24 protein-coding genes are annotated in these 24,129 nt (G+C 57.5%); 2 read left to right on the top strand and 22 right to left on the bottom strand.

Annotated elements, in window-relative coordinates; all coding sequences use genetic code 11:
• Together Q7U39_18030 and Q7U39_18025 are read left to right on the top strand one after the other, a co-directional pair.
• On the top strand, positions 1-139 hold a 139-nt coding region (locus Q7U39_18030), incomplete at its 5' end, for an IS30 family transposase (protein MDO9119860.1).
• Between the two features lie 12 nt (positions 140-151).
• Positions 152-1,033, top strand: a complete 882-nt coding sequence (locus tag Q7U39_18025) for an IS3 family transposase (protein ID MDO9119859.1) — start codon at positions 152-154, stop codon at positions 1,031-1,033.
• Positions 1,034-1,218: 185 nt separating this feature from the next.
• Here the strand turns inward: Q7U39_18025 and Q7U39_18020 are convergent, their stop codons facing one another.
• The 22 genes from Q7U39_18020 to Q7U39_17915 form a co-directional block, all read right to left on the bottom strand.
• On the bottom strand, positions 1,219-1,656 hold the full coding sequence (locus Q7U39_18020; GenBank protein ID MDO9119858.1) for a hypothetical protein: 438 nt from the start codon (positions 1,654-1,656) through the stop codon (positions 1,219-1,221).
• 55 nt (positions 1,657-1,711) lie between these two features.
• Positions 1,712-2,842, bottom strand: coding sequence for a hypothetical protein (locus Q7U39_18015; protein ID MDO9119857.1), 1,131 nt, complete (start codon positions 2,840-2,842; stop codon positions 1,712-1,714).
• A 225-nt stretch (positions 2,843-3,067) separates the two neighbouring features.
• The gene (locus Q7U39_18010) at positions 3,068-4,633 is read right to left on the bottom strand and encodes a hypothetical protein (GenBank protein MDO9119856.1); all 1,566 of its coding nucleotides are present in this window, start codon (positions 4,631-4,633) and stop codon (positions 3,068-3,070) included.
• Between the two features lie 42 nt (positions 4,634-4,675).
• Entirely contained in the window at positions 4,676-5,179 is a 504-nt protein-coding gene (locus tag Q7U39_18005) for a hypothetical protein (GenBank protein MDO9119855.1), read from the bottom strand.
• A 261-nt stretch (positions 5,180-5,440) separates the two neighbouring features.
• Entirely contained in the window at positions 5,441-5,938 is a 498-nt protein-coding gene (locus Q7U39_18000) for a hypothetical protein (GenBank protein ID MDO9119854.1), read from the bottom strand.
• A 108-nt stretch (positions 5,939-6,046) separates the two neighbouring features.
• Entirely contained in the window at positions 6,047-6,907 is an 861-nt protein-coding gene (locus tag Q7U39_17995) for a hypothetical protein (protein MDO9119853.1), read from the bottom strand.
• Positions 6,908-6,951: 44 nt separating this feature from the next.
• Positions 6,952-8,004: a hypothetical protein gene (locus Q7U39_17990; protein ID MDO9119852.1), complete on the bottom strand. Its 1,053-nt coding sequence runs from the start codon at positions 8,002-8,004 to the stop codon at positions 6,952-6,954.
• Between the two features lie 114 nt (positions 8,005-8,118).
• A complete protein-coding gene (locus Q7U39_17985; protein ID MDO9119851.1) occupies positions 8,119-9,435 on the bottom strand; it encodes a hypothetical protein in 1,317 nt (438 codons plus the stop codon).
• Between the two features lie 74 nt (positions 9,436-9,509).
• Positions 9,510-9,980 (bottom strand): hypothetical protein, encoded by a 471-nt coding sequence (locus tag Q7U39_17980; protein MDO9119850.1) that lies wholly within the window; start codon positions 9,978-9,980, stop codon positions 9,510-9,512.
• Positions 9,981-10,742: 762 nt separating this feature from the next.
• The gene (locus Q7U39_17975; protein ID MDO9119849.1) at positions 10,743-11,963 is read right to left on the bottom strand and encodes a hypothetical protein; all 1,221 of its coding nucleotides are present in this window, start codon (positions 11,961-11,963) and stop codon (positions 10,743-10,745) included.
• A gap of 55 nt (positions 11,964-12,018) precedes the next feature.
• On the bottom strand, positions 12,019-12,492 hold the full coding sequence (locus Q7U39_17970) for a hypothetical protein (GenBank protein ID MDO9119848.1): 474 nt from the start codon (positions 12,490-12,492) through the stop codon (positions 12,019-12,021).
• Positions 12,493-12,619: 127 nt separating this feature from the next.
• Positions 12,620-13,066 carry a hypothetical protein gene (locus tag Q7U39_17965; GenBank protein ID MDO9119847.1) on the bottom strand — a complete coding sequence of 149 codons (447 nt, stop codon included), beginning with the start codon at positions 13,064-13,066 and terminating at the stop codon, positions 12,620-12,622.
• Positions 13,067-13,139: 73 nt separating this feature from the next.
• Positions 13,140-14,348, bottom strand: coding sequence for a trypsin-like serine protease (locus tag Q7U39_17960; GenBank protein ID MDO9119846.1), 1,209 nt, complete (start codon positions 14,346-14,348; stop codon positions 13,140-13,142).
• 1,018 nt (positions 14,349-15,366) lie between these two features.
• Positions 15,367-15,789 carry a hypothetical protein gene (locus Q7U39_17955; GenBank protein ID MDO9119845.1) on the bottom strand — a complete coding sequence of 141 codons (423 nt, stop codon included), beginning with the start codon at positions 15,787-15,789 and terminating at the stop codon, positions 15,367-15,369.
• 164 nt (positions 15,790-15,953) lie between these two features.
• The gene (locus Q7U39_17950) at positions 15,954-16,412 is read right to left on the bottom strand and encodes a hypothetical protein (protein ID MDO9119844.1); all 459 of its coding nucleotides are present in this window, start codon (positions 16,410-16,412) and stop codon (positions 15,954-15,956) included.
• Between the two features lie 55 nt (positions 16,413-16,467).
• The gene (locus tag Q7U39_17945) at positions 16,468-17,265 is read right to left on the bottom strand and encodes a DsbA family protein (GenBank protein ID MDO9119843.1); all 798 of its coding nucleotides are present in this window, start codon (positions 17,263-17,265) and stop codon (positions 16,468-16,470) included.
• The gene (locus tag Q7U39_17940) at positions 17,262-17,600 is read right to left on the bottom strand and encodes a hypothetical protein (GenBank protein ID MDO9119842.1); all 339 of its coding nucleotides are present in this window, start codon (positions 17,598-17,600) and stop codon (positions 17,262-17,264) included. Before Q7U39_17940 ends, Q7U39_17945 begins: the two co-directional genes overlap by 4 nt.
• Positions 17,601-18,000: 400 nt before the next feature.
• Positions 18,001-19,260, bottom strand: a complete 1,260-nt coding sequence (locus Q7U39_17935; protein ID MDO9119841.1) for a CARDB domain-containing protein — start codon at positions 19,258-19,260, stop codon at positions 18,001-18,003.
• 257 nt (positions 19,261-19,517) lie between these two features.
• Positions 19,518-19,901: a hypothetical protein gene (locus tag Q7U39_17930; GenBank protein ID MDO9119840.1), complete on the bottom strand. Its 384-nt coding sequence runs from the start codon at positions 19,899-19,901 to the stop codon at positions 19,518-19,520.
• A 55-nt stretch (positions 19,902-19,956) separates the two neighbouring features.
• Positions 19,957-21,441, bottom strand: coding sequence for a carboxypeptidase-like regulatory domain-containing protein (locus Q7U39_17925; protein MDO9119839.1), 1,485 nt, complete (start codon positions 21,439-21,441; stop codon positions 19,957-19,959).
• Positions 21,442-21,902: 461 nt separating this feature from the next.
• Positions 21,903-22,850: a PAN domain-containing protein gene (locus Q7U39_17920; GenBank protein ID MDO9119838.1), complete on the bottom strand. Its 948-nt coding sequence runs from the start codon at positions 22,848-22,850 to the stop codon at positions 21,903-21,905.
• Between the two features lie 245 nt (positions 22,851-23,095).
• Positions 23,096-24,091: a hypothetical protein gene (locus tag Q7U39_17915; protein MDO9119837.1), complete on the bottom strand. Its 996-nt coding sequence runs from the start codon at positions 24,089-24,091 to the stop codon at positions 23,096-23,098.
• Positions 24,092-24,129 lie beyond the last annotated feature (38 nt).

Here is a 24,129-nt window from a genome sequence, read left to right as displayed (position 1 = left end):
GAAAGGCACCGACCTGTCACGCTACTCGCAGACAGACTTGAACAAGATCGCGTTACGATTGAATCAACGGCCGCGGAAGACCTTGGGATTTCAGACGCCAGCGGCTATATTGGACGCAGGTGTTGCGCTCACCGGTTGAACTCACCGCGATATTCTTTGCGCGGGAGTCGCCATGAAGTACCAATTCATTCAAATCCATCAGCACCACCATCGAATTGGACGGCTCTGTCAGGTGTTGGCCGTCAGTCGGAGTGGGTACTACGCCTGGCGCCACCGTCCGGCGAGTCCGCGCGCCCAGGCCAACGCTCGGTTGGTGGAACGGATGATCCAGCTCCATCGGCAGCTGAAGGAACGGTATGGCGCGATCAAGCTGTGGCGGACATTGGTGGCAGCCGGAGTGCCCTGTGGGCGCCATCGGGTGGCGCGACTGCGTCGTCAGCAGGGGTTGCTCGCCAAGCGGACCCGGCGATTCCGCGTGATGCACGCGCGCCATGAGTTCGCGCCGCCGGCGCCCAACCGGCTGCAGCAGCGGTTTGTGGCCGCAGCTCCCAATCGCATCTGGGCCGGCGATCTGACCGCCATTGCGACACGCGCGGGCTGGGTGTATTTGGCCGTGATCCTGGATCTGTACTCGCGCCGCGTCATCGGCTGGGCCATGAGTCCACGCCCGGATCAGCAGGTGGCGCTGACGGCGTTGCAGATGGCCCTCACCCACCGACGCCCACGACCGGGGCTGATCCATCACACGGACCAGGGGGCCACGTATACAAGCCTGGCCTACCAACGACAGGTGAGGCAGGCGGGGCTTGTGGCGAGCATGAGTCGGAAGGGCAACTGTTACGACAACGCCGTGGTCGAGAGCTTCTTCAGTACGCTCAAGAATGAATTGGTGCATGACCAGGACTTCTGGACTCGCGAGGCGGCGCAGGCTTCAGTGTTTGAATTCATCGAAGTGTTCTACAATCGACAGCGGCTCCATCAGGCTCTCGGCTATGTCAGCCCAGTGCAGTTTGAAGCCGCTCATGTGTCCTAACTCAGTGTCCATGAAATCGGGGCCAGCTCAGTTCCATTCGATCTCGCGGTCAAGGGGGAGTGGGAATCATTCTGAGCAAACAATAAAGACGCTTTTGATATCTCGCGTAGCCTGGCGTCACGAGATGGGCTAATCCGGGGCTGATGTTCTCCATCTGCCTGTTTCTGAAGCTTACGGATACACGACTACTGCCCCACATTCGGATAGGGAATGGGCACGGATCCTCCAGGCGCTGGGGTGTTGTTCGTATCGGGAAACGCGAGGCTCACGCAACGGACCTTGTAGAGTTTGACGTTGCCGGAGTAGTTGCCTGAGAGCGGATCCCGCGGATACGTCGGTGAGAGTGTCATCCATTTGGGATTCGGCGCGTTGGGCGTCAGATTCGTCACCTGTACATCGACCGGCCGAGCTTTTATGGTGCGGACCCACGACAGGCCGAGGGCGGCTGGCGAATACGTGAAGGTTTGACCTGCTGAGACGTATTTGGTCACCGTTTGGTTACCTGCTTTGAACTCGACGGCGCATTCGTTGGCAGCCCAGCTCATGAAGGGTGCGTACAGGAGGCTGAAGCTGAACAGGACAGCAACCTTGATCCACCGGAGAGGGTATTGACGACAGTTCATGGTGTTCTCCTTGTACATGCGGCCAAGGCCTGGCTACGTGGCCAGCCGTTGTCCATCACAGAAATTCCGGCACGATTTTCTCGCAATACATCTCCGCCTGGACATAGCCCGGTTTGGAGGGCAACCGTACGACGCTCAGAATACCCAGACCGAACAGTTTCAGTTTCAGGGAGGCCTTTGACGGGTTCTGCGGACTCATCCATTGAATGAGTCCGTTCCGCTCTTGTTCCCCGCCGGGGAGCCTTTTGACGATAACATCGTTGTGCCAGGTGTAGAGATCACTGGCCTTCGATTCCGGGAGCTGGAAGCGGAGGGTAGACAATTCCCGAGGGGTCGCTCCCTGATAGCCTCCGCCCTGGGGAGCCGGAATGAGGTTCATGGAGAGCACCATCGGGTCGATGCGCGTCACGTCGTTGATCGACAGGCTTTGAATGCTGAGGGTAAACAAGTGTTTCAACGGCCCCTTCGACGGGTCGGCCTGCAAAGGGGCGATGTTCCAACTTGCTCCGGGGTGCCACTCCGCCTGCTGAATGGCGAGAGTGATGCGCAGGGGAGCGGGCATCTCCGATGCGCGATCTGCCTCGGGGAAGACAATCTGTTTGACGAACGCTCCGGCAAAGGACATATGGCTGCTGTAAGAATTGGGAAGCACGTTTCCAACCCCGCCCGATGGGCCGCCCCGGATGTGGATGCCTCCGCCGACAGGTGGAACTTTTCCCGCCAGACTGTCGAGCAGCCAGACGTTGATCGCCGCCCCTTGCACCGGCAGGTAGTAGAACACGATATCCCGGTACTGAATGCGTGAAGGCTTCTTCGGAAAACTGCCGTCTGCGGCTGCAGGATCGGTTATAAACTGAGCGACGGGTTCGCCTCCGTAAAATCCGAATACTTGTACGGGGGGACCGGTGCCCAGGCTTAACGCATATTGCTGCGGCGATTGAAACAGGTTGTAGTCCGGCGATGTGCCGGAACCAGAGGGCGGTGGAGGGGCTGTCGCCGAGGGAAGCGAGGTGGCCTCCAGGGAGAGATCCTGGATTTCAACCGCGGCAAGGGCTGACGTGGCCCATCGGTGTGCCAGCCATGGGAGGGCCGCCGCGGCGATTCCAAGCGATCGGGCCTGCGTTAAGAACTTGCGGCGGGAGAAGCTGTTCGGCGGTTTGGTGCCGATCGTTTCCGGATGGTCCATAGGTGCCCTCCATCAGAGCCTTTTCATTGCCTGCCCCTGCTCAAAAGACTTGCGGCACGATCTTCTCGCAATACATTTCCACGGCCAGATACCCTGGCGTATTCGGAATTCGTATCGCACGCATGCCCCCAAGTTCTGTCGCTACAACGAGATGTACGAGTCTGCGAGTGTGTGGCACCTCCATCTTTCTTTGCCTTCCGGAACGTCCTGTCAGTCGGGTCGGAATTAAGGAAAATTCAAGCCGGGAGGGCCCACCAATTGGATGGAATCAAGGATCAACCGTACCCCATGGTCGTTCGTGGCAGTGTTGCCGCATTGTAATCTGGTCCACATCGGGAGGAGAACGGTGAACAATCCCCCTGACGTTCCGTCATAGGCGAGGGTGTTGTCGGGTGTAAGAATAGGCAGATTGTGGCTTGTGATGGAATAGCCGACGCCATTGCTTCCGCCCGGCCACGATTCGGGGTTCAAGATGATCGCGGCGCCCCGGTTGAACGGCTCTCCCATGTGAGAGGGCCCTCCGTAGGTACAGCCGTCTCGGCTGGGGCAGACTCGACACGTGCTTTCCTGGACCCCCGACTTGGCCGTTTTCCAGGTCAAGCCGAGAAGGCGAGTTCCGTTCGGAAGGAGCCTCACTTTTGATTGGAATTGGCAATCCGGGCCGGCCGGCCCGCTCCGAACATTCAGTGATAGGTCGTTGTTGCTTTCGACGACACCCACCGGATAGGAAACTGTCGAGGGAGGCCCGAAATTGTTCATCTTGACACCCATAGAAGTTCCCGAGCAGACACCAACAGCTCCGGTATTTTCAAAGCCCAGCAGATTCTTCCATGACCAAGTGTTGGAGATGGTGTACACGGTAGGTGCCGCAATAGGTACGCCGAGATAGACGACATCGAACGTATTGCCGAATACCCCATTCTGTTGAGCCAGTTGAACGCGGGCGCGCACCGCGCAGTTTCCATGTCCCGGGGATGTTCCTTGACCCTCAAACCATCCGGCGATCATCAGTTCCGCGCGTCCTTGAGAATCGATCAGAGGATAAGAGGCATTGACTTGGAACGGGTTCACTGGGCTTTTATGTTGCTTCGTCTGGAAAAAGCAACCCGTATAGCCCTGTTGCCCCGCTGCCATCAGCGGGGGCTCAAATCCGAGCACTCGAATTTGCTTATAGGGAGTCGCGGCCCCTCCATTCATCGTAAAAGTCAGCTTGAGTATAAGGTTCAGGTAGGGAACCGGCTGGGCAGGCCAGACAGATGGCAGCATTGTCGAGACGGGAAAAACCGCGGGGGAGATGGTATAGGCCGTTATCTGAGGGGGAGTTAGCAATGTAGTCTGCTGCACCGTGAGGTGCTTGCTAACTTGAGTTTGAGACAGGGTTTGAGCCGGAGCAGCGGCTCGTGACCGGAGACCACTGATCGAACCGATGGCTTCCAAGCCTGTTCCATCGGGAAGCAGGATGAGCAGATGTACGTCGTCCGTGTTTTCGAGGACTGACATTGCGACAGATTGTTCTAGCGATTCTGTGTGCCGCGTTTTAAAAGCCTGCAGTAACCATCCGTCGGTTCGAGCGCGATCATCAGCAGGCAGGACTCGAATCGATGTGTCGGCTGCCTCAATCGCGTAGGACCCTGCGTCGAGCACGACGTCCGCGCCTTCTGCCGTCGAGAAGTGGGCCGGTTGGTCCAATTTCAGCGTTGTGTCAGCCAAGGCCTGGCTGACGATTGATGCCAACGATGACACCAAGGCCATGACGATGAATACGAGTCTCGCTGTTGTTCGTGTTCGCATGAGGCACCTTTCTGTGTCCGAAGGCAACAGGTTGTAAAAAAATCAAAACGCCTTATTCTGCCTGATGTTGTCCCGGATGTAGGGGTACCGCGCATCCGTGGTCTTCATTCCGCCCCCACAAGGGCCCCCGTTGACGAAACACTTATTCGACGGCATGAACCAGTGCGCCACGATGCTGGCTTGCTGTTCGATGTTGTACTGCCCCCAGGATTTTCCGACGGTATAGGCATAGGCGGCGGAGACATCTCCTCCGTTCTGAATGGCGCTCAATGTTTGATGTGCCGCGGAATTCAGGGTGATCGGCACGAGGTGTTGCGCTTGCCAGACATGAGTCAGTTCGTGGATCAAAAGACGCCTCCGGTCGTCGTCCGCGGCAAGGTTAGGGTAATCTCCGCCAACATTCAGCATGTAGAGCGGCGGGCTATTGGTCGTCCAAGGCCTCCCGCCGAGGCCGAGTGTGTTCGTTACCCTCACCATGCTGTAGTTGAGGGTGTTCTGAAACACGCTCTTCGCCACTGCGATTTCATCTGGTAGAAGCGTGCGCATCTTCGGGACTCCCCTTGATTCAACACCTTCATTGTCGGGAAGAGCAGAGACGGACTCGGTTTGAGTGGCTGGTTGACCTGTACTCTCGGGAGCAGGGTCGTTAGCCAGCGCGGCCGATGTCATGGTGAACATAAATCCTATTAAGAAGCCTGATAACCATGGGCGCATAGGGTCCTCCTTCAAGACAATGTGATGGTCGGTAATCTTTCCGTCCTCATGCTCGATCGCTGAACTACTCGTTCGCTCTAAAGCAGAGCCCGGTTAGTTCCCTAGAATTGTCCCGCTTCCGGTCAGCACCTTCCCGTTGCCGACCGCGCTGCCGACCGTCGCAAGTGGTTTGGTGCCGCCGTTCATTGTGATCAACGGGGCTTTCAGATCAAGCGGGCCTTTCCCCTCGACGAGCACTCCTCCATTGCTTTGTATGGCCACATTTTGGCCGGCTCCGATGGAGACGCCCTTGGCGGCCTGAATGACGAGGGAACCATTGCTGTGAATGGTGACGGCGCTTGGCGTGATATTCACAATCGCCTGCAATGCGGACACCTGCATCTGCAGTGCTTGAATCTGTTGCTGCATTGCGGCAAGCCGCTGGTCCACCGTGAGGGGAGGGATGGTCGTCCCTGAAGGCTGCGCGGGCTGCTGAACTATCATGGATGAGTTCGGGACCGCCCGCTCGGTCACCTCGTCCGCAGCACCAGCAACAGCCGGTAGAACTGCAACGATCCATGTCAATGCTGACGCCAAGAGGATGGGTCTCATAGGGGTCTCGCTTTCGTGTTGGGTTGGGTATGACGATTTGAGAATACCATCGCCGAGGAAGGCTTGTTCCGAATATATCGATGGACGCTGATGACCATACGAATCACCTCACCCTCTCATATTCCGAATGATGGCGTCTGCGGCAGCGGACATTTTCGCCGTGATGTTGGCGCGCGCTTGCATGAGTTGATTGATTCTCGTCATGGCATCTTGGAGGGCAACGGACATGTCCTGACTGGCCTGCCCAAGCGCAGCCTGTTGTTTGCGGAAGTTTTCTGTCAGTGTGCGTCGTTGTGTCTGATTATGCACATCTGCTCGTAGCCGGATCTGCTCAACCATACTCCGGACGTCGAGCGGCTGTTTGTTCTGAATGCGTCTTGTGACAAAGGTCTTCCAGGCGTCGAGAATCTGCTCATCCGGTTTTCCGTCGGCCATCATGACACTGATGGGCTCAAGTTCAGGGCTGAGCGGGGTGATTCCGATATTTGGATAGGGAACTGGAATGGATGCCGGTGCGGCTGGTGTCATTTGTGTCCCCACAGGCGATTGAGTGGTTGATGGCGGGGCTTGCGCGGGATTGAATTTGGCTTCGACGGTATAGGGCCGGTCCATTCTCAACGTACAAGGAGCCGTCCCTCGGCAGGCGCCACCCCATCCGGCGAATGTGGAGCCAGGCGCCGGGACGGCTGCAAGGACGACTGGAATTCCCTGCGGATAGGTTGCTGAGCAGGCAGGAGGGCAGGCTTTGGCCGGCGGCAGGGTCACTGTGCCGCGCCCATCTCCTACTATGCGTACTGCAAGGGGTTGCATGATTGGCGGAGGCGGTGGGGCGGGAACTGAAACGCGCGGGAGATTCAGTCCGCGTGATTCAATAGAATCTTCCGTCGCGGCTTGTCCGGAATCGCTCAAACTGGCGAGGCTGAGCAGGCTCATTGACGCGAGCAGGAGAATTTGTCGTGTCGTAGTCATAGCGCACTCCATCGCTCCGTGAAGAGCGATCATTGTAGATGGGATTACAGGTTGATCTTCATCGTCTCGCAATACAGATCGACCTGCACCATGCCGCCGGCCTTTTGCGATGATCCGAGGATCACCGGTTCCGGGGCATAGCGAACAATGCCAAGCCCGTCGAGCTGCACGGAGGCTGCGACCTTCATTGACTGGTCCATCCATTCCAGGAGACCTTTGCGCTCGCCGCCAGGCTTTGCTTTCACGACCAGGTCATCGAACCACTGATAGAAAGGACCGGCATCGGCTTCCGGGAGAATGACGCTGACGTTGGCGCAGTTCCAAGGGCCCAGCGGATTCTTCGGCTGGCGAAAGTCTCCGACTGAATTGCTGCCGGTGAATCGACGGGTAATCAGCGGGTGCACTTTCGCAATGCGTCCACAGGCCTGTTCCAGTCCTTGCACGTTCAGCCGGAAATTGCTCGAGAGGACATTCGCTTGTTTCGCGCCGAGCGGGGCCTTGAGAGCGCCTCCTGATGGTCCGAGAAGTTGGGTGCTTTGCGGAGTGAGGCGCAGAAACAGCATGGCCTGGGTTGTGTCTGCCGCCGAGGCTTGGGGGACCACCACTTCCGAAAGAAGTGTGCCGGTAAACCCCAGTCGCTTTATCTCTTTGCCGTCCGGTCCACCGTAAATGATGGCCCCGTTCTTGGCCGATGGACCCGGTTTGCTCAAGGAGTTGGTGAGCCAGTCGCCGAGCGCTTTCGAGCCGGTGCCCATCGGCAGGGTGACCAATAGATCCTCGTATCGAACCGCCCCCGGTCGCTTGACCGCGATCCCTTCCGGGCCGACCGGCTCCGAAATGACGTCGGCCACGGCATGACCTCCTTCAACGGAAAACAGAGGGATGGACTGACCATCGAGTTCCAAGGCCAGGCTGGTCGTTCCAGCGTAGACACGGGTGTCCACGGCGGCCTCCGCATCGCCGGCCCATCCGCCTACGAACTTAGGCAGACCGAGGAGTACGGCACCGCCAGCCGCGAGGCCAGCGGTGCGGAAGAGATCCCGGCGGGACAATCCCGACTCGACATTCTTGGAGGGATGATCCTTGGACTTGCTCATAGAGACTCCTTCTCAGTGATAAATGCTATTTCCCGTTGTCGTTCTGTGTTCAGCACGATCCCCCTTCACATCCCTCTTCCTTTCAGGGCACCATAAATTCACAAGGCCCCTTTTTTAATCGCAAGCTTTCTGTGTCTTGAACCACCAGACATAGACTGCGTTTTGCCAGGCAGCGATATTGGCCGGTGGTGCGGCCGGGCGCCCTGGCCCTCCTGGGAGCTGCACATTGCCCTGTTGATTTGGGTTGATGGCCCACAAGATCAGCTTGTCTTGGGTCAGATGCTGGAATCCCGACGCTCCGCCGGCATTTTGCTGCGCCATCGAACAGAGTTCAGCATTGGTTCGGTTGCGGAAATCCATGGCGGCAGGAGCCGCGTGCCAGCCGGGATTGATGGTGCCTTGAGCAGGTAACAAGTTGTTGGTGTGGCAGTTGGCGCATCCGCCACTGTTGTCCATGTTGGCGTTGACTTGCGGGTGATTGCTGGGCAATCCCCCGTTCGGATTGTTCGTCGGATCGTTTTGGAAATTCTCGGTGGCGACCGCGTGGCAGTTGACGCAGCGGGGATGCCGAAATGTCGGTGCGATGACCGTCGAAAAGAAATTAGGCACTCGCATGGATCTCCATGAGGTCAGAAGCTGGCTGCAGCGGCGGCCCTTGTTGGGGAAATTGCGGCAGTTGGCGACCGTCCATTTGATCGCCGGGCCGAGCCCAAGAGGCAGGTCCACCGCCTGATTGCTCACTCCAGGATTCAATGACATGCTGAGGCCTGGAGGATTCGCGACGGTGGGGTTGCTCATTGTGAAGACGGATATCTGGTTCGTAGGGATGCCATCCGGAAGGACGATCAGTTGCGGTCCTGCGTCCGCCTGCTCATGGTTGGTCCATTGGAAGGTGACGCGTCGGTTGTTCGGGATGATGGAAGGAACATTGGGAGAAAGTGTCGCTGAGGGCAAGAGCACAATGACTTGCTGGAAAGGAGAAGCTTGCCCACATTGCGTCGGGTTCGGACCGGTGCAAGATTTCACTTCCCATTGAATTCTTCCGCCCTGGAATCCGTTGGGAATCGGAAGAAAGAACTCGATGGTCTCTCCAGGCGTGGCTGGAGGGAGCGGTTGGGGTGCGCTTGGATTGATCCTTGCCGTGACGGCAAACATCGACTGCAGAGGCGGGTTGAATTGATCCTGGCAGATGTTCCCTGGCGCTCGAAAGCAAATATGGTAGAAGGTGGCGCCGGCGACATGGGTAAACGCCACCCGTGCTCCATCGCCAGTTGATATCGCGTCGCTGCCCGGCACGTTGGGAATACCGTTGGTGAGGGGGCGAAGGAGTGTCGGCGGTGGAAGGGGATTCTGCGCGAGGGCCGTGGACGTTCCAGTGATCAGAGTGAAGAGTCCGCCTAATGCCAACAGCCATGCCAAGCATGATTTCATCGTTTCCTCCTCAGTGAAGATCGCTCTCCGGCAATCCCATGACTGCTTCCAGTGCACCCAAAGGATAGTCATCTTCATTTAATCGGTTGCGGGGGCCTGCTTCCCACATACGTGATAAAGGCTGGCTTGCCGTCTTTCCCCTTCACCAGGTATGCGTCAGCAGGTAATGGGAATCGAGCTCCCTTCGGCTCTTGTATGACCAGGATACCTTTTATTCGCGTCACTAACGCTGATCCCATGGTGGCCTGTTGGCCTTCCCTGATCTGCAACGCGGCTTTAGGGAAGTGGATCTTTTGATGACTATTTTCCTTGTCCTTGGCGTAACGTTTCTGGTCAGCTGGCTGGGTATGGCAAGCATTGCAATTGACGATTGGGATGCACTGGCCTCCTCCGCACAGGATGGCTGAATCAGAGCCACCTGAGACTCGTCCCACTTGTTTGATGTTTCCAAAAAAACCAACCTCGTAGATGTAGGTATCGGCTGCCGCCTTGACAGCCGTGAAAATCGCCAGTATTGCGAGGGCCAATAGGATCGTCCTTCTCATGGTTGCCTCCTTCTCAGACGGATGTAAGTTTTCGTTGGAGAAGCCAAGGATACCGGCGGACCGGATCCACCGAAGACCCTGAGGTGTTCCGACCACAGGCGAATGTCATGACTATTCATGTGCCCTCCGGGATCTGGTGAATGATTTAAGTGAAGTGATCTTTGCTGGATTGCTCGTCAGAGCCCGCGTGGATCGTTCGAGGACTTCCAGATGGGTGCGGAAATTCACCCTGGCGGCAGGAATTCCGCATACGATGCTCTTGACGACGAGTGGTGCTGGACTGGTGCGCATCAACGACCCCTCAGCGTGACCTGAAACAGACGAGCGAATCTGTGAAGTCAGTCGAGCGGATGTTGGAAAAGGTTCAATTGGGGAGCGTGCAAGAGCGGGGAAGAATGGTTTGATAGAGGGGCAGCCTCTCAATCTGAGCCTCCGTACCGGCCAAACCTGTGTCTGCAAGGCGCGACAAGGGTATGCGACAAACAGGGGCCGGGTCAATCACGGAATGGGAAACACAAGCAAGAGGGCCTTCGGTGCGATTGTTTGGGGAATACGCAGCTACAGCGTGAACATGTTGGTTCACAGGATGGCGTTCCTTCGCACCCTCCTCCGGACTTTCGGCAGACTGGCATGACAAGGTTGTCTCAGGCAGTTGCCCCCCACCGCTCACTAATCTGATTGCCGCTGCGCGCCGGTGTCAGTCCGGTGTTTCGGGGGTCGCAAGGTGTTGGTTTTCGAGCGGTTGCTCCCCCCTGGCCCGGTTCACTGCAAGCTCAGCGGAGACGCCAAGCCATACACGACTAATTGGAACTTCTCATTGGCCGTCGAGGCGCCGTCTCTCCGTGTCGTCAGCAGAGTGCGTCCCCCTGAGTCTTTGTAGATGCCCATGACGAAGCCGCTCGTCGTTTGAAGGGCATAGGTGCAGTTGCCCTGATCGAGCACTCTGAATTTCTCCCAGGCTTGTACCTGCTTCGCATCGGTATGGAAGATCGTCGAGTAGCCCTCGAGGCAGGCGCCAGATAACCCTACGTCGCATTTTTGATATTTCTGAACTTGTCCCCCTCCGCCGAGGGCGGTAACGAAGTTCGCGCCGTTTGAGGTCTGCAGTGCATAGGTTCCGTCGCCTTGCCTGATGAACTTGAATCGGGTCTGTGGCCCTGCATAGGAATCGAGCCAAAGGTCTCCTTGTGCTCTTCCCGCTGCAAGCTCTGCTTTGAGAAACGATCCATTCGCCGCCAGGATGCCGTACTCCAGTCCTGAGCCGATATCGCCGCACTTGACGACTCGAAACTTCTCCCAATCCTGGATTTGCTTGGCGTCGGTGTGGAAGGCATCCGCGTATTTACCTCCGGCCCCGACGGCTGTGACGTAGGATCCTTTGAAGGTTTGAAAGGCATAGTAGCTGGGTGCAAAATTGTTGACGCTGAGGTCGAGCAGACGAAACCGTTCCCAATCTTTGGCTTGCGTTGCATCGGTATGAAAGGCGCCTCCGGTGAGTCCCCCTCCGTTCATGGAGGTGAGATAATTGCCGCGGCTGGTTTGAAAGCTCTTGTCGTGGGGGGTGTTGGGGTACGTCAGTGCGATGCGGAATTTCTCATAGGCCCCCGCGGACACCGAGGCGGTGACGAGGACGGGATCAGCTGTGCGTCCGCCCCCGTCAAGTCCGGTAACGTAGTAACCTTTTGTGGTGCGGAAGGCGAACTGGCCCGGCAGCGCTGCTATGGCTTGGATGGGAGCGATATTGAGCATAGCCAGGTTCTGGCCCAACAGCTTCGAAGACACTCCACGTTCTTGCACCTCTGTTCCGATTCCCTCGGATGGAGCGAGTTGGTCGGGTCCCGGCTCGTCTGGAATCACGGGGACTTCCATCGGCGATTCCGTGACCGCTTGGGTCACGGCAGGAGGTCGCTCCGCGGTCGAGCACCCGGCGATGAGGAGGCACAGGCCATATATGAGTCTCGGTGTGAGTATGCGGATATTCATATGCTTCCTTCTCGCGACAAGTGTTGTGGCAATAACTGCACAGGGACTGATCTCATTACTTGGTCGTTCCACTCGATGGTGTCGGTGCTGTGGGTGCCTCTGGGCTTGGCTCGGCTGCCTGACCCTCCTCGACGCCGCGACGCATGATCGGGGCGTTCATGCCCGGTTGTGAGTACGGGGAACTCTTCCGTGTCGGTTGCATCGGCTGAAGCACACCGGGACGGACCGGTTGGCTCACACCCCCGAGGTTGCCACCGGGCTGGCCCGACGAGCGGGCCGGCGTGCAGATGATGTAGCCGTCCATGCACAGATCCTTGCAGCGTTGGATATTATTGTCGATGTCGATCATTGTCTTGTCGCACTTGGTCTTGCAATTGGCCAAGTCCGCTTTGCACTCTTTTTCAGTCTTTGGAGTGCTTCCGGTGTTCGGCGCGGCGATGGTCACCGGTGATGTGGCCAGTCCGGCGATTCCCAACAGCACGGCCAGCCCAAGGGCTCTTACGGCGAAGACGCTCTGGTTTGTTCTCATGATTCTTCCTCTCGCAGCAATAGTGTTCATCATTTGTTCTCTTGCGGGGAACTCAACTCTCCGGCATTCCAGGCAGTCTCGGTTGTAGGCCCGATCCATTGAAGGAGTCAGACCATCCGGCCTATTCCTACTTTCCTGCTTCCGTAGGGACTGTCGGTGACGGAGTTGAGGAATCTCCCTCGACCCCGCGCCGCATGATTGGCGCATTCTGTTGTTGGAAGATCGACGGATTCTTCGTGACGGGGTTTCTCCCGGGTTCGAGCACGGTGGCACGGGGACCTAAGAGGTTCTTGAGTGCTCCGCTGATGGCACTGTTCGTGGGATTGGTTGGGCTCGCACAGTTATACGTTCCATCCCCGTTCGGCGGGCAGCACATCCAATCGCCGCAGGTCCCGTCGGAGTACTTGGGCCGGATGAGCAGATCGTTGGCCCCAGGACAACTGTGTCCCTGGCCGTCGCCAGACGTTTGGTTGCACTGGTCTCTGATGATGGGGAGGGCAGCTACTGGACTCACGATTCCAAGCAAGCTGATGACCCCTAATACCCCCCAAAGGCTTTGTTGCAATATGTGCATGGCCTCCGTCCTTTCCAGTTCGATCGTTGTTGGTTCGGCTCAGTCTGCATCCCGAGAATGAGGCACAGGGTATCTATGGTTTGGCTCCATCCGCTGGGTCAAAAGGACTGGGTTGTTCCACGATCGGTTCCGCGGATTGCTCTTCCTCAATACCGCGACTCATGATCGCCATGTTCCCTCCTAAGTTTCCAAGGGTCCCCGCGGTCAATACGTTCCCGATCTGGCAGGTGAATTCACGGGACGCTCCTGCTGGAAGCACCCCGAAGAAGCTGGCGGTGTTTCCGGAAGCGGGAATTGTTTGCACCTGGGCTGCACCGTTCACGGTCGTCCTTACAGTGAGGCCGGAGAGCACCGGCACCAGCTTTCCCACGTCTCCCTGGTTCTTATCCAAGTTGCACATGACCGTCTGCGTTTGACCGGTTTCGCACATGTTGCCTTCCTCAACGCCGACCACATTGAGCGGGCCCCATATCGTGGGATTCGGGAGGCAGCCGAGACCCATCACGCCGCGTGCCGTCCGGCCACCCCAGCGGACCCGGGTGTTCCAGTTGTCGCTCTTGCCCATCGTTTGGAGGATCCACCCCCGGAAGGCAAAGACGTCGGTGAACACGGCTTCACCGGAGGGCGTCATGCAGGTGCCGACTGAGCCTTGCGAGGCTACCCCGCGCACAATCGCGCGGCCGGACTCGACCGTCACGAAACCCGATCCGCTATCTCCCGGGCACAACGAAGCACCGGCAGCAATGGCCTGAACAAAAAGTTTTGTCGGGGAGTCAAGTTGGGAGACGGGGCCGCGGAAGATAGCGGCTTGTCCCGCAGGGAGTGTGCCTGTGTGACTGAACGACGCAACCGTCCCCACCATCCCCGGGTTGCGCGAAATTCTCGGCAATCCGACAGTCTGAAGGTAAGGGCTGATCGTGAATGGACTTGCCAGCTTAATCAGTGCGATGTCGTTGGCCTGATCGTTGCTCGGCGTGTAATTTGGGTGGATGAACACGCCGTCGCGCCGAGCCCCAACAGCAGCAGGCGCGCGAGTTTCCGTGCTGACGGAACCGGTGTAGGGATCAGTCCGAGTGTATATGAGCTTGCCAAATCCGATTCCGGGCGTGACGCAATGCGCGGCGGTCAGAACCCATTCTGCATCGAGGAGCACCCCACCGCAGCCGTTCATCCGCACAACCCATGGGTATTTGTAGTTGGGCTCAAAGGTGCCGCCTACAACAGGCAAAGGTCCCGTAGGCCCCGAGGCAGCAGGGGCAGGCGGTGGTGCGACCGGGGTCATGGTGGCACCTGGTTTTCGGAAGACTTCCCTATCTCGAATTACCGCGCGCTCCTGGACGTCGGCAGGATTACCTTCCGGCTTCTGCATGTCCGGGGCGCTCGCGGTAGGCGCTGACGACTCGGCAGCCCATCCGAGCGCGGCAGAACTAATGCCAACGACTCCTGCGATTAGCAAAAGACGGAAAATCCTAAATGTTGTCCGATGGCTAGTCATATTGCGCTCCTGTGAGTATGAGATGAATTGCGATGCTGCTTGGTCACTTGGTCGTGTACGATCTTGCCACAAGGTCCTTCAGTCCTTTCAGGTCCAACACTCCCGGGAGGAGTCCGGTAGAGACAATGAAACCGGGTGTCCCGGAGATGCCGAGGCCACGTGGGAGAGCTCAATGGCGATCGCTCGTATTCCACGCCCCATAGCTGCCATGGCAACCACTCCGGCCGGCAGTTCTTTGCCGCGCCTACTTTCCTTTTTCGGTAGGCACCGCCGGCTCAGCCGGCTGCTCGCCCTCGACGCCGCGCCGCATGATAGGCGCGTTCGTTCCCCCTCTTTGGAATGGGGAAGTTCTTGGTGGAGGGTTCGTCGGCGCGACCTGGAGCTGGCCTCTCTGAGTTTGTCCCGCTCTACCTATGGCACTCTTGGCATCATCTTTTTCGATTTCTTCACACTCCGTGCCCGTCTGGGTCTGAACGCAGCACATGTAATCTCCGCTTGGTAAACACCGAATCGTATGCCCTGGACTGTCGGCACAGGCGTTCAGTCCTTTTTCTCGCCCTGTGGCTGAGCAAGTCGCCCCTTGTTTTGGTACAGCCAGGCTGATTCCGGACGTGACAAGCAATGTGGTGAATCCGACGGTCAAGGCTAGGAACAGGGTGTTGCCCTTACCGTGTGCTGTTCGGCGCATGATTCTCATGGTGTCTCTCCTTTGTGTTATCGACTGATGGAGCAGTTATCAGGACCTTTCTCAATTGTTCGGCAAGACTGGTCAGATGGAGCAGACCCATCTCTTTGGCATCGCCGTTCACTGTCCTTTCTCCTTCGGCGCAGTTGTCGACGGCTCCGGCTGCTCGTCCTCGACGCCGCGCCGCATGATAGGCGCGTTCACTTGGGGAACGGTTTGCTGGAGTGCCTGAGTTCCACCAGGTTTGTAGCCTCCACAATTCTTTAATGTTCCCGTGCTCACTCCTCCGGTTTGCGAGTTGGTGTAGTTGCAGGTCTTGCCAAGATAGACTCCGCATGACACCCCGGCGTTGTTGTTGAAGTGCGAAATGCTGCCGACGATATCTCCCGGAGCCACGCATCGGCAGGCGCATTGGTTGTAGATCGGTTGCTTGGGCTTGGCGAAGCTTTCGGTTGCAAACGCCATGACGGCACCGAGCCCTACGATCAGGGCAAAGAATATGAGGTGCTGCTTCCGGCCTGTCCCCAGTGTTCCGATTGTCATGATCGTCTCCGTTATTTAAGGTTGAGAGACCAATGCTATCGACGGTGTGAGCTTGCCTGTGGAATCAGGGCTTTGAGCTCTTTCAGGTCCAACGCCCCCCCCGCACCAATTCCATGCCGACGATGAGCGCCGGTTTGCTTCTGGGAAGAATGTTCGCGGCCCGGTCACTTAGACGGTTTCGCACCTTCATGCTCTTTCAGCCACGATTCCGTCAGCCACGACGGCACCGGAGTCTCTTCACCGACATCCTCCGCGCCTTCAACGCCACGGCTCTGTATAGATCCAGGTTGCGGAGTCATAGGAGTCAACTGTTGAAGCGGCTGCCTCATGGCGGCGGACCCGGCCGGCCTTCGGCAATTGAGAATTTGTCCTGAACCGTTACTGACCGTGCAACACTTCTGTTGACCTCCCTCGCAGATCATGACGTGCGTATAAGAATTGCCCTTCATAATGTCCTGTTCAGCCTGGCTAACGCATGAACTGCCGAAGCCGGTGTTGAGATCTTCCGTCGTACATCCGAAGACGCTGGGTCGTTTGGGCTTGGCTGAGACATCGGCCGGCAGGCCATATGCCCAAAAGAGCAATCCAAAAACAATTGCAGCCGTAGTCTGTTTCTTTGTCATAGAGGCCTCCATCTAGTGAAATTGGGTGGTGTTGTCATAGAAAGTGCTGGCTCTATCATCGAGCATTCACCCCGCCTATTGAGGATGACATTCCCGCCCGCGCGATTAAGTCCTTCAATCCCTTCAGATCCAACGCTCCCGGCACGAGTTCCGTTCCGACGATGAAGCCCGGCGTTCCACTGATGCCAAGGTCTTTGGCCAGGGCCCGGTTGCGGTCGATGATTGTTTGAAGATCGGGTGTGGCCATGTCGGCATCCAGCTGTTTAGCGTCGAGCCCGACTTCAGTGGCGATGGCCAAGATCGATTCTCTGGTTATGTCGCCCTTGGAGGCCAGTAAGGCTTCATGGAAGGCCTGGTGCTTGCCTTGGTTCCTCGAGGCGAGGGCCGCCTTTGCGGCGAGTTCCGAGGCTTCGCCTAGAATGGGGAGATCTTTATAGACAACGCGTACGCGCGGATCTTCCTGCTGCAATTGGGTCACGGCGCTGGCGGCGCGCTTGCAGAAGCCACAGCGATAATCGAAGAACTCCACCAGAGTGACATTGCCGGAGAGATTACCGCTGATAGGGGAGCCCGGATCGTTGAGCAACTCATTTTGCTTGGTGGCGAGGGCGGCCTTCTGCCGTGTCTTCTCTTCCGCTTCTCGTTTGGCCTCCAGTGCCTGGAGCGATTGTTCAATGACCTCCGGATGCGTTTGGATGTAGCGCTCGATGATAGGGTCGAGAGACTGGTGGTTGGCCTGATGCGCGGGTGTCGCTGGTCCCGCGCAGCCGATCATCGTTGCCAGGCCAATGACAGCGACTGTAGTGCAGAAGTGCTGTAGGCGATGGAGGAACATCTGAGATTGCATGATCATTCGTGGGGCTCCTGTGATGAAGGATGGTCCGGGACCGGTGGAATAGGACATTGTTTTCCCTGGGTGTTGCCGGGCGAGCGGACGATCCGGCTGAGAAGAGCGGTCACGACCCCATTGGATGGAACCGTGCCTTCGCAGTCGGGAGCCTTGCCTTGTGAAACGGGTGCGGGAGTGCTCGACCAGCCGGCGCCATTGTTCTTCGATGCGGCATTCAAGGATTGTGAGGCTTGTGAGTCGGTGATAGCGGCAGGAGGGGAATCCGCCAACGTAAAGGTCGCGTGACCTTCCGTCAGGAGTGCCGTGAGGATGATGGTGAGGATAGTCGATAGTTTCATGTTTCTTCCTGCTGTGTGACGACAACCGCGATGCGTTCTGGGGGTACGTCGAAGGGATGGTCGGGAAGGTTCAATGAACGAGAGCGTGCTGAGGAAAGGAGGAGCGCAGACTGCGTATAGGGTCTCACTCTCAAGCCTAGCCTCCGTGCCGCCGAGAAGATCGACCAAATTTCACCTCTGCGAAAATCTGGCGAGGGCGATCAGGATAGGGGAGAAAGGGGCAGCGGGTCAATCACGGAAATGGGGAATGCCAGCACAAGGTGCGTCTCGCTGTGGTGTGGAGCGAGTTCGAGCGGCGAGTCAATGAGTTTGTCGCCTGAGTCATGAAGCTCTGGCGACGTTCTGCGCCATAGTTTGCAGCTTTTCTTCGTCGCTGCAGGAACGGCGACGGTCCACCGGTTCAGCGCACGGAAATCCCTTCGTACCGATAGCCTTCGGTGCGTGTGCAAGGAGGAAAGTCACAGATCTTTGGAACATGGATGATTCGAACGTCTCGGGTAAATCCGAGGGGGCCGCGGACTTTTTCAGCTTGGACGGCCAATTCGTAATCATGCGCCGCATGGGGGCTAATGAATCTTTTCAGACGCGGAGGTTGGATCGCACCGGGAAAAGGGAGATTCGGTGGGCAGAGGCCACCGCCGTCTGGAAGATATCCCCCGCCGCAATCACCGAGAGGTGTGCACATCGGAATGGATGGTGCAGCGGCATTGAGACTCAGGCCGGGATCCGCACAATTGTCGAGGCAGCGGAGAGTCACGGCGTAGGACGCCTCAGGGTCAACATTGCAGACCGCATAGGGGATTTCCCAGCTATTCATGTGAGGGACCTCCTGCACACGAGTGGATCCTGTCGCGATGAACGGTTTCGGCGGCGAGCCAGGCGTGACATCAAAGGATAGTTCAAATTTGTTATTGGTCAGGAATTCGCTCCCTTCCCCGGCAACATTCGCCATATCCACCTCGATGGCAAGGGCTGACCGCCCACTGCGAACAGGAAAAAGACTGATGCCATCACGATACACCGCTCCGGGCTGAAGCGGAGCGATTTGTTTCTCCATGACGACCTTTGATCCATTGGCGGACCTGAATATGCCTTTGACCGAAAAACGTGGCGCCGCCACCGGACCGATATTGGCGATCTCTACAATGACCTTTCCGTCAGAATTCGTCGCAAGGGGGCCTCGGTCGAGCGTCAGCGATCGAACCTTGAGCCGATCGCCCGCCCGCACCTCATAGGGGAGCTCCTGAACTTGATTGAGGCCCGCTGTATTTCCGGACACCTTCCACAGGATGGCGAGACGAATAACGTATTGCCCGATGGGCAAGCGCACGAAAGCGTCCAGCGCGCAGGTGGGATCCGCTGGCCCTTGCCAGGTGCTGCCTGTCCCGTTGGCCGGACGCACTGACAGCGCACACATCTTCTCAGCAATCGCAGCCGTCCCCGTGGGAACGGGCTTCAATGTAATTGTGGCGCTATCGACACCGCGCGTGGGCGGACTTACGTCGATCCGATAGGGAGCCACGGCTTTCTGCGCAAAGTCCCGAGCGGGCATCCGGTTATTTGCAACGCCCTGAGCCTGTGCGACTGTCTGGTCGAGGATCGTCACATCGCCTCCAACGAATCCCCACACCAGTAGCCCAATAATCAGACGTTGAATCATCGTGATCGTGCTCCCAAATGTGAGTCGGTTCTTGCCAAGAAGACGTTCAATGTTATCAAGGGAGACGCCATCACATGGATCGTTGCCCTCGTGCGTGCGATCTTCATCTGAACACCTTTGAACATCTTAGGCTCTCTACTGGATGCGATTGAGCAAGCGAAAAGGATCGGAGTATCAGAAACGTCCCAGGGCCTTCTTTGCCAGGGTCTTGAGCTTATCTTCGTCGCCGGGCGATTCTCTCATGGAGAGTTCGATGGTCACGGCGCCTTTTTGATGAAGAAGTCCAGAGAATCGACTCCATGATTGCCACGGTCCATAAAGGCGTCCTCGCCGAATCCTTTTAAGGTTACCGCTTTCTTGGCATATTTCCGTCCGCGCTCCAATCCCTCGGCGGGAAACACCCAGACCTCCATCGAGTCTTTGCCGTTCGCGAATTCGTAGATGCACCAGGCGGCGCCGCCTTCGCGCTCCAGCTTTGGATTGCCCGTCATCTTGCCGACCGTCTGCTCGGCTTCAGCCTTGGTGACGAGACTGCACGGGTCGATGCTTGGAGGTGCGGCACCAACCGGTAAGCTAATTGCCAGAGATGATAATGAAAGAACAGCGAACGCCAGCGCACATGGACACCTTGCCGAATTCATACGGTCTCCCGATTCATGATGCACTTTATGAAGCCAGTCAGACAGGTTCCCCTTGTCACGGGTTCTTTCCCGGTTCTACCGGCTGATCCATAGGCTGACTGCCGTCTGTCCCTTGTTCACCCTCGATCCCACGCGGGATGATGAGCTTGGGTGGGGGAATGGGTCGGAGCTGGAACGGGCGTTGTATGCGGAGATCCTCCAAGGCGCTGACAGGGTTGTCTCCGGCCGGCCCTCTGAGAACCAATTCAGTGAGGCTGGCATCCCGCTCTCGATCACAAAATTCGGTGCCTCCCTGCGCTCTCGTTCCTGACAGAGCAACATAACCGTAGATTTTTCTCACCCAGGAAAATTCTCTCGTCGGCGATTGCTGGCAGCCGTGCGGACAGCCGCTCTGGCCGAACTTCTCATACACCATGACCGTATTGTTCCGATTGGGATCGAGCGGACCGGGTGGAACGTAATTGGGAAAGTTCGGGTGTTCGGCTTTGCTTTGCTCAATCGTCCAGAAGGGTCTCAGAAGCAGAGGTCCCCCAAAGACTTCAAATTTAGCCGTGACCTCCTGGTCAAGTCTGTTCTTGTCGCCCCCCAAGGGAGCTCTCGGATTATTAAAATTCTCCGGCCACAGGCTGTAAAACCCTGGTCGGCACCGATCGGCGCGTTGGAACACATTCATCTGCGTTCGGAATTCGTACCCCCGTGCTTTGGCTTCCGTGACAAATTGCTCAAGAGCCGGTCCTTTGAGCGTGTGAGTCTGGAAGTTGGACGGCGCCAGGACTACCGTCACCAGTTGGGTTCGACGAGCCACGCACCCATTGCTGTACCGCCGGGTTTGGACATAAATGGTATGGTTTCCGTATCCCGGTTCGGTCAAAGTGAAGTTGATGGTGGCCGAGGTTGAAGCCGGATTAATAACCGGCGTCCACTTCACGTTCTTCTTCGTGAAAGCCTCTCCGGGATCGAGCCAGCCTGACGGATTTGAGCCGGCAAGGACTTCTTGCGGGGAGAATTCCGTAATCCGATAGGCGTTCGTTGAATTCTTGAAATTCAGCGTGACGGCGACTTCCCGATTGGTGACGCGCGTTCCGATAGCCGGCAGGAGCGAGGCGATTGTATCGCAGGGATCCTCGGCCGGAGTGGTTGTCGTGGCCGTCGTTGTGCCGCAATCAATCGGGAACGGCTGAGTTTGACCTGGGGGCAGCCGGAGTTGCCGCACCAGCTGCTGCCCATTGGCCATGGCGACAGTCTCTTGCCGGTTCTCGTATCCATCTTTCTTCGCATAGACCGTGGTTTGGCCCGCAGGGAGAGAGGTCACGTAGCGCCCGTCCTGGTCGGCTTGCCTCTCCATCACCTGGTTTGACATCTGCAGGCAGAGTTTCGCTCCGGGCAGGGGAACGTTATTCGTGTCGGAGACGATGATTTCGATCGAGCCAAATCCGGTTTGGGCACCGGCCCTCGTATTCGAAAGCATCAACACAAGACAGAACGACAGGGCACAGACAAAAAACAGATATCCTCCCCGACAAGACCGTGTGAATCTCATACGTCGGCTCCTCCCATATTCCGATTCCTTTCGTACATCCGCCTACCGATCGATCAAGTAAAAGCAGGCCTCGTTACGGCTCCTTGTCGCCCTCAGAGGCGCATTCACCCTGTGATTGCCTTCTGTTCCTGCGATGCATGACACTCTCCGGGAACCACGATTGACGCGAGAGAAGGCGCCTCGCGTTCTCAGCCCTTGCATTACAACCATGAGTCGTCTGTTCATGCGTCAAGGTTCAAGCGGTTGCGAGCACATGGGTTTGAACGGGAAACGGCTGAGTTAGTGATTCGTGTTTGCTTCAACACAGCCTCATGAGTCTTGGCGTCCAGTCGTCTGACGGGGGTAGAGCGTGTCCCCTCAAGTCTATCTTCCTTCAGGGTGATGGAATTGCCCCAGGCGTAGTGCCTGGAGCATTTCCACTGTTTCTCTGCCTCTTGTCTTCTTGACCGAAAAGGTTCGGCCTACTTTCCGATATTGCCGACCAGCTCCTCCTGTACGCTTTTTCGTTTGGCAGAAATGCAGCAGGGATTTCCCGTCTGAGCCGGCACCGCTCGCTTGAGATAGCATTGTCCTGCCGAGGTGCCGGCTGGCGGTTTCACAAAGGTGAAGGCCTGACAGGTATTATCAGCCGAACAGATCACTCGACAGGCTTCCGGGCTGACCGTGGTCCGATGTCCGAAATCTCCACCGGGACGGTCGGTGTTGTATTCAAGATGGAATGGTTCGTTCTGCGCGGCGGTAATATTCGTGGTGAGCTGCACAATCTGTTGGCGCTGTGAGAGGAGTGATTGGAGGTTGATCATCTCAAGCTCGGATTCTCGTTGAACGGTGCCGACGGTGCTCAGTGCCCCGGCGCCGACGCGAGAACGGGACATCGCTTGCGAGGGGCTTGCCGGGGGCCGCTGTCCAGCGACACCGTCGCCGAATTGCACCTGACCGGTTGTCTGATCGAGTTGGTAGGCGAGGTGATAGTGCCGGCGTGGCCGGACGAGGTCGCGTGACTGAATACCGCTCAGGGAGCCGGCGGCATCGAGCGCCGTGCCATCAGGAAGCAGCAACACCAGATTGCGGGCATCTTCGTTGAGGGCTAGCAGGAGAGGAAATGGTTTTGATACCTCGATGTCATGTGTCGTCAGGGCTGCGGCAAGGAGGAACGGCCGGTCACCCTTTTGGGGAACCAGCCGAAGTTGCGATTCCGTCGTCTGCTCGACTCGATACTCATCCGGCTCGACAACGACCGCCCCGCCATCAATTGTGGCAAAGTGCACCGGTTGTTCCATCATGATCATGGTCGACGGGATCGTCGTTGACGACGATTCGGCCTCGGCGGAATGGTCGAAATGTTGCGCCGCGCATCCGGCGATCCCTACCGCCAGGAACAACGCGAGCAAGACCTTCCACTTCACCATGGCACCCTCCTCGTTGACAGTGAGTCGTGACCACGCCTTCGTAGGTCCCAAGAAATTACTTCACGGTCGTCTGTAATGCATCGGTCCATGAGTTGGCCACCTTCGCCTCTGTCGCTGCCGGCATGGTGCATTTCTTTCCGCGCACGCCGTACGCAAGAGTATCCGCCAAAATCGGAATGGTCCCTGGGAGTTTCTGTCCTACAAAAATGGACGAGATGTCATAGGCCCGGGTAGACCTCTTTTTTTTAAGGAACAATACAGCTGCCGCGTGGCCCGGTTACAATCGACCCGCTTGGGGGAGATGACGTGTTAGGATTTGCCCCTATATAGGGGGTATTGGCACACTTCGGAAGCTGGGCTGGCGCTGCGGGTCCGGTGCGCGGGCCTGCGGCCGGTAAGGCGATCACGATACCATCGATCACTTCAATCTGAAATGTGGTGCTTTGTCCCTGTGGGTTACGCACGGCAAGAATTCTCTGTCCACGTTGTGTGGCTTGGAAGGTTTCCAGATAGACCTCAATGCAGCTGCCAGCCGGACAATCAACGATCTGTGAGCCCACGCCGGGGATGCGTCCCGGTCTCACGGGGATATCGGGTGGGCCGGCAGCAATGCCGACTGTTGCTCCAAGAAGATTTTTCCCTTTGATTTGGAGTTCATGAAAGGCGGATGGCTCAGAAGTGCTGGACGTGGGTGTGGTGCGGACGCAAGGTTTAGCCGCTTGGTAGGTTTGCAGTTGCCGCGTGTCACACGGCGGACGGCGGGTGAACTTGAAGGATTCGACCACAGGGACTGTTGAGGGAATCGGGGCAGCAGAGGCTTGGATCTTGTTGAATTTTGCCTCCACTGTGAAGCCCCGATCCATTCTTAATGTGCAAGGCGTTGTGCCACGGCAATCGCCGCCCCATCCAGCGAAAGTCGAACCCGGTGCGGGAACAGCGGTCAAGACCGCCGGTACACCTTGCGGATAGCTGAGTGAACAGGCGGGAGGGCAGTTGTAGGCCGAAGGCATGCTGACGACTTTTCCTGCTCCCTCGCCGGTGGTCCGGATATTCAGCGGTTGCGTAGCAGGGGGTGGCGGCAGCGTCGGTTTCGGTAATGTCAGCCCGCGCGATTGGACATCGGTTTCAGCCTGAACCGGCGGGCTAGTTTCTTCGGCCCGAACCTGGTTTATGGCCATGATGGCCAATGCCATGAAGACTCCTGTCGCAATCAGAGCTGCCCCTCTCTGTGCCCGTCTCATGTCGCCTCCTTCGCGAATTTGTACCCTTGTCGCGCGCT

The sequence above is a fragment of the Nitrospira sp. genome, assembly GCA_030653545.1.
Taxonomy (GTDB): domain Bacteria; phylum Nitrospirota; class Nitrospiria; order Nitrospirales; family Nitrospiraceae; genus Nitrospira_D.
This window is presented reverse-complemented; position numbering and strand designations above follow the sequence as displayed.

Excerpts from the sequence above, each read along its gene's own strand:
- Q7U39_18020 (MDO9119858.1), bottom strand. The coding sequence starts at position 1,656 with ATGAACTGTCGTCAATACCCTCTCCGGTGGATCAAGGTTGCTGTCCTG.
- Q7U39_18015 (MDO9119857.1), bottom strand. The coding sequence starts at position 2,842 with ATGGACCATCCGGAAACGATCGGCACCAAACCGCCGAACAGCTTCTCC.
- Q7U39_18010 (MDO9119856.1), bottom strand. The coding sequence starts at position 4,633 with ATGCGAACACGAACAACAGCGAGACTCGTATTCATCGTCATGGCCTTG.
- Q7U39_18005 (MDO9119855.1), bottom strand. The coding sequence starts at position 5,179 with ATGCGCACGCTTCTACCAGATGAAATCGCAGTGGCGAAGAGCGTGTTT.
- Q7U39_18000 (MDO9119854.1), bottom strand. The coding sequence starts at position 5,938 with ATGAGACCCATCCTCTTGGCGTCAGCATTGACATGGATCGTTGCAGTT.
- Q7U39_17995 (MDO9119853.1), bottom strand. The coding sequence starts at position 6,907 with ATGACTACGACACGACAAATTCTCCTGCTCGCGTCAATGAGCCTGCTC.
- Q7U39_17990 (MDO9119852.1), bottom strand. The coding sequence starts at position 8,004 with ATGAGCAAGTCCAAGGATCATCCCTCCAAGAATGTCGAGTCGGGATTG.
- Q7U39_17985 (MDO9119851.1), bottom strand. The coding sequence starts at position 9,435 with ATGAAATCATGCTTGGCATGGCTGTTGGCATTAGGCGGACTCTTCACT.
- Q7U39_17980 (MDO9119850.1), bottom strand. The coding sequence starts at position 9,980 with ATGAGAAGGACGATCCTATTGGCCCTCGCAATACTGGCGATTTTCACG.
- Q7U39_17975 (MDO9119849.1), bottom strand. The coding sequence starts at position 11,963 with ATGAATATCCGCATACTCACACCGAGACTCATATATGGCCTGTGCCTC.
- Q7U39_17970 (MDO9119848.1), bottom strand. The coding sequence starts at position 12,492 with ATGAGAACAAACCAGAGCGTCTTCGCCGTAAGAGCCCTTGGGCTGGCC.
- Q7U39_17965 (MDO9119847.1), bottom strand. The coding sequence starts at position 13,066 with ATGCACATATTGCAACAAAGCCTTTGGGGGGTATTAGGGGTCATCAGC.
- Q7U39_17960 (MDO9119846.1), bottom strand. The coding sequence starts at position 14,348 with ATGACCCCGGTCGCACCACCGCCTGCCCCTGCTGCCTCGGGGCCTACG.
- Q7U39_17955 (MDO9119845.1), bottom strand. The coding sequence starts at position 15,789 with ATGACAATCGGAACACTGGGGACAGGCCGGAAGCAGCACCTCATATTC.
- Q7U39_17950 (MDO9119844.1), bottom strand. The coding sequence starts at position 16,412 with ATGACAAAGAAACAGACTACGGCTGCAATTGTTTTTGGATTGCTCTTT.
- Q7U39_17945 (MDO9119843.1), bottom strand. The coding sequence starts at position 17,265 with ATGATCATGCAATCTCAGATGTTCCTCCATCGCCTACAGCACTTCTGC.
- Q7U39_17940 (MDO9119842.1), bottom strand. The coding sequence starts at position 17,600 with ATGAAACTATCGACTATCCTCACCATCATCCTCACGGCACTCCTGACG.
- Q7U39_17935 (MDO9119841.1), bottom strand. The coding sequence starts at position 19,260 with ATGATTCAACGTCTGATTATTGGGCTACTGGTGTGGGGATTCGTTGGA.
- Q7U39_17930 (MDO9119840.1), bottom strand. The coding sequence starts at position 19,901 with ATGAATTCGGCAAGGTGTCCATGTGCGCTGGCGTTCGCTGTTCTTTCA.
- Q7U39_17925 (MDO9119839.1), bottom strand. The coding sequence starts at position 21,441 with ATGAGATTCACACGGTCTTGTCGGGGAGGATATCTGTTTTTTGTCTGT.
- Q7U39_17920 (MDO9119838.1), bottom strand. The coding sequence starts at position 22,850 with ATGGTGAAGTGGAAGGTCTTGCTCGCGTTGTTCCTGGCGGTAGGGATC.
- Q7U39_17915 (MDO9119837.1), bottom strand. The coding sequence starts at position 24,091 with ATGAGACGGGCACAGAGAGGGGCAGCTCTGATTGCGACAGGAGTCTTC.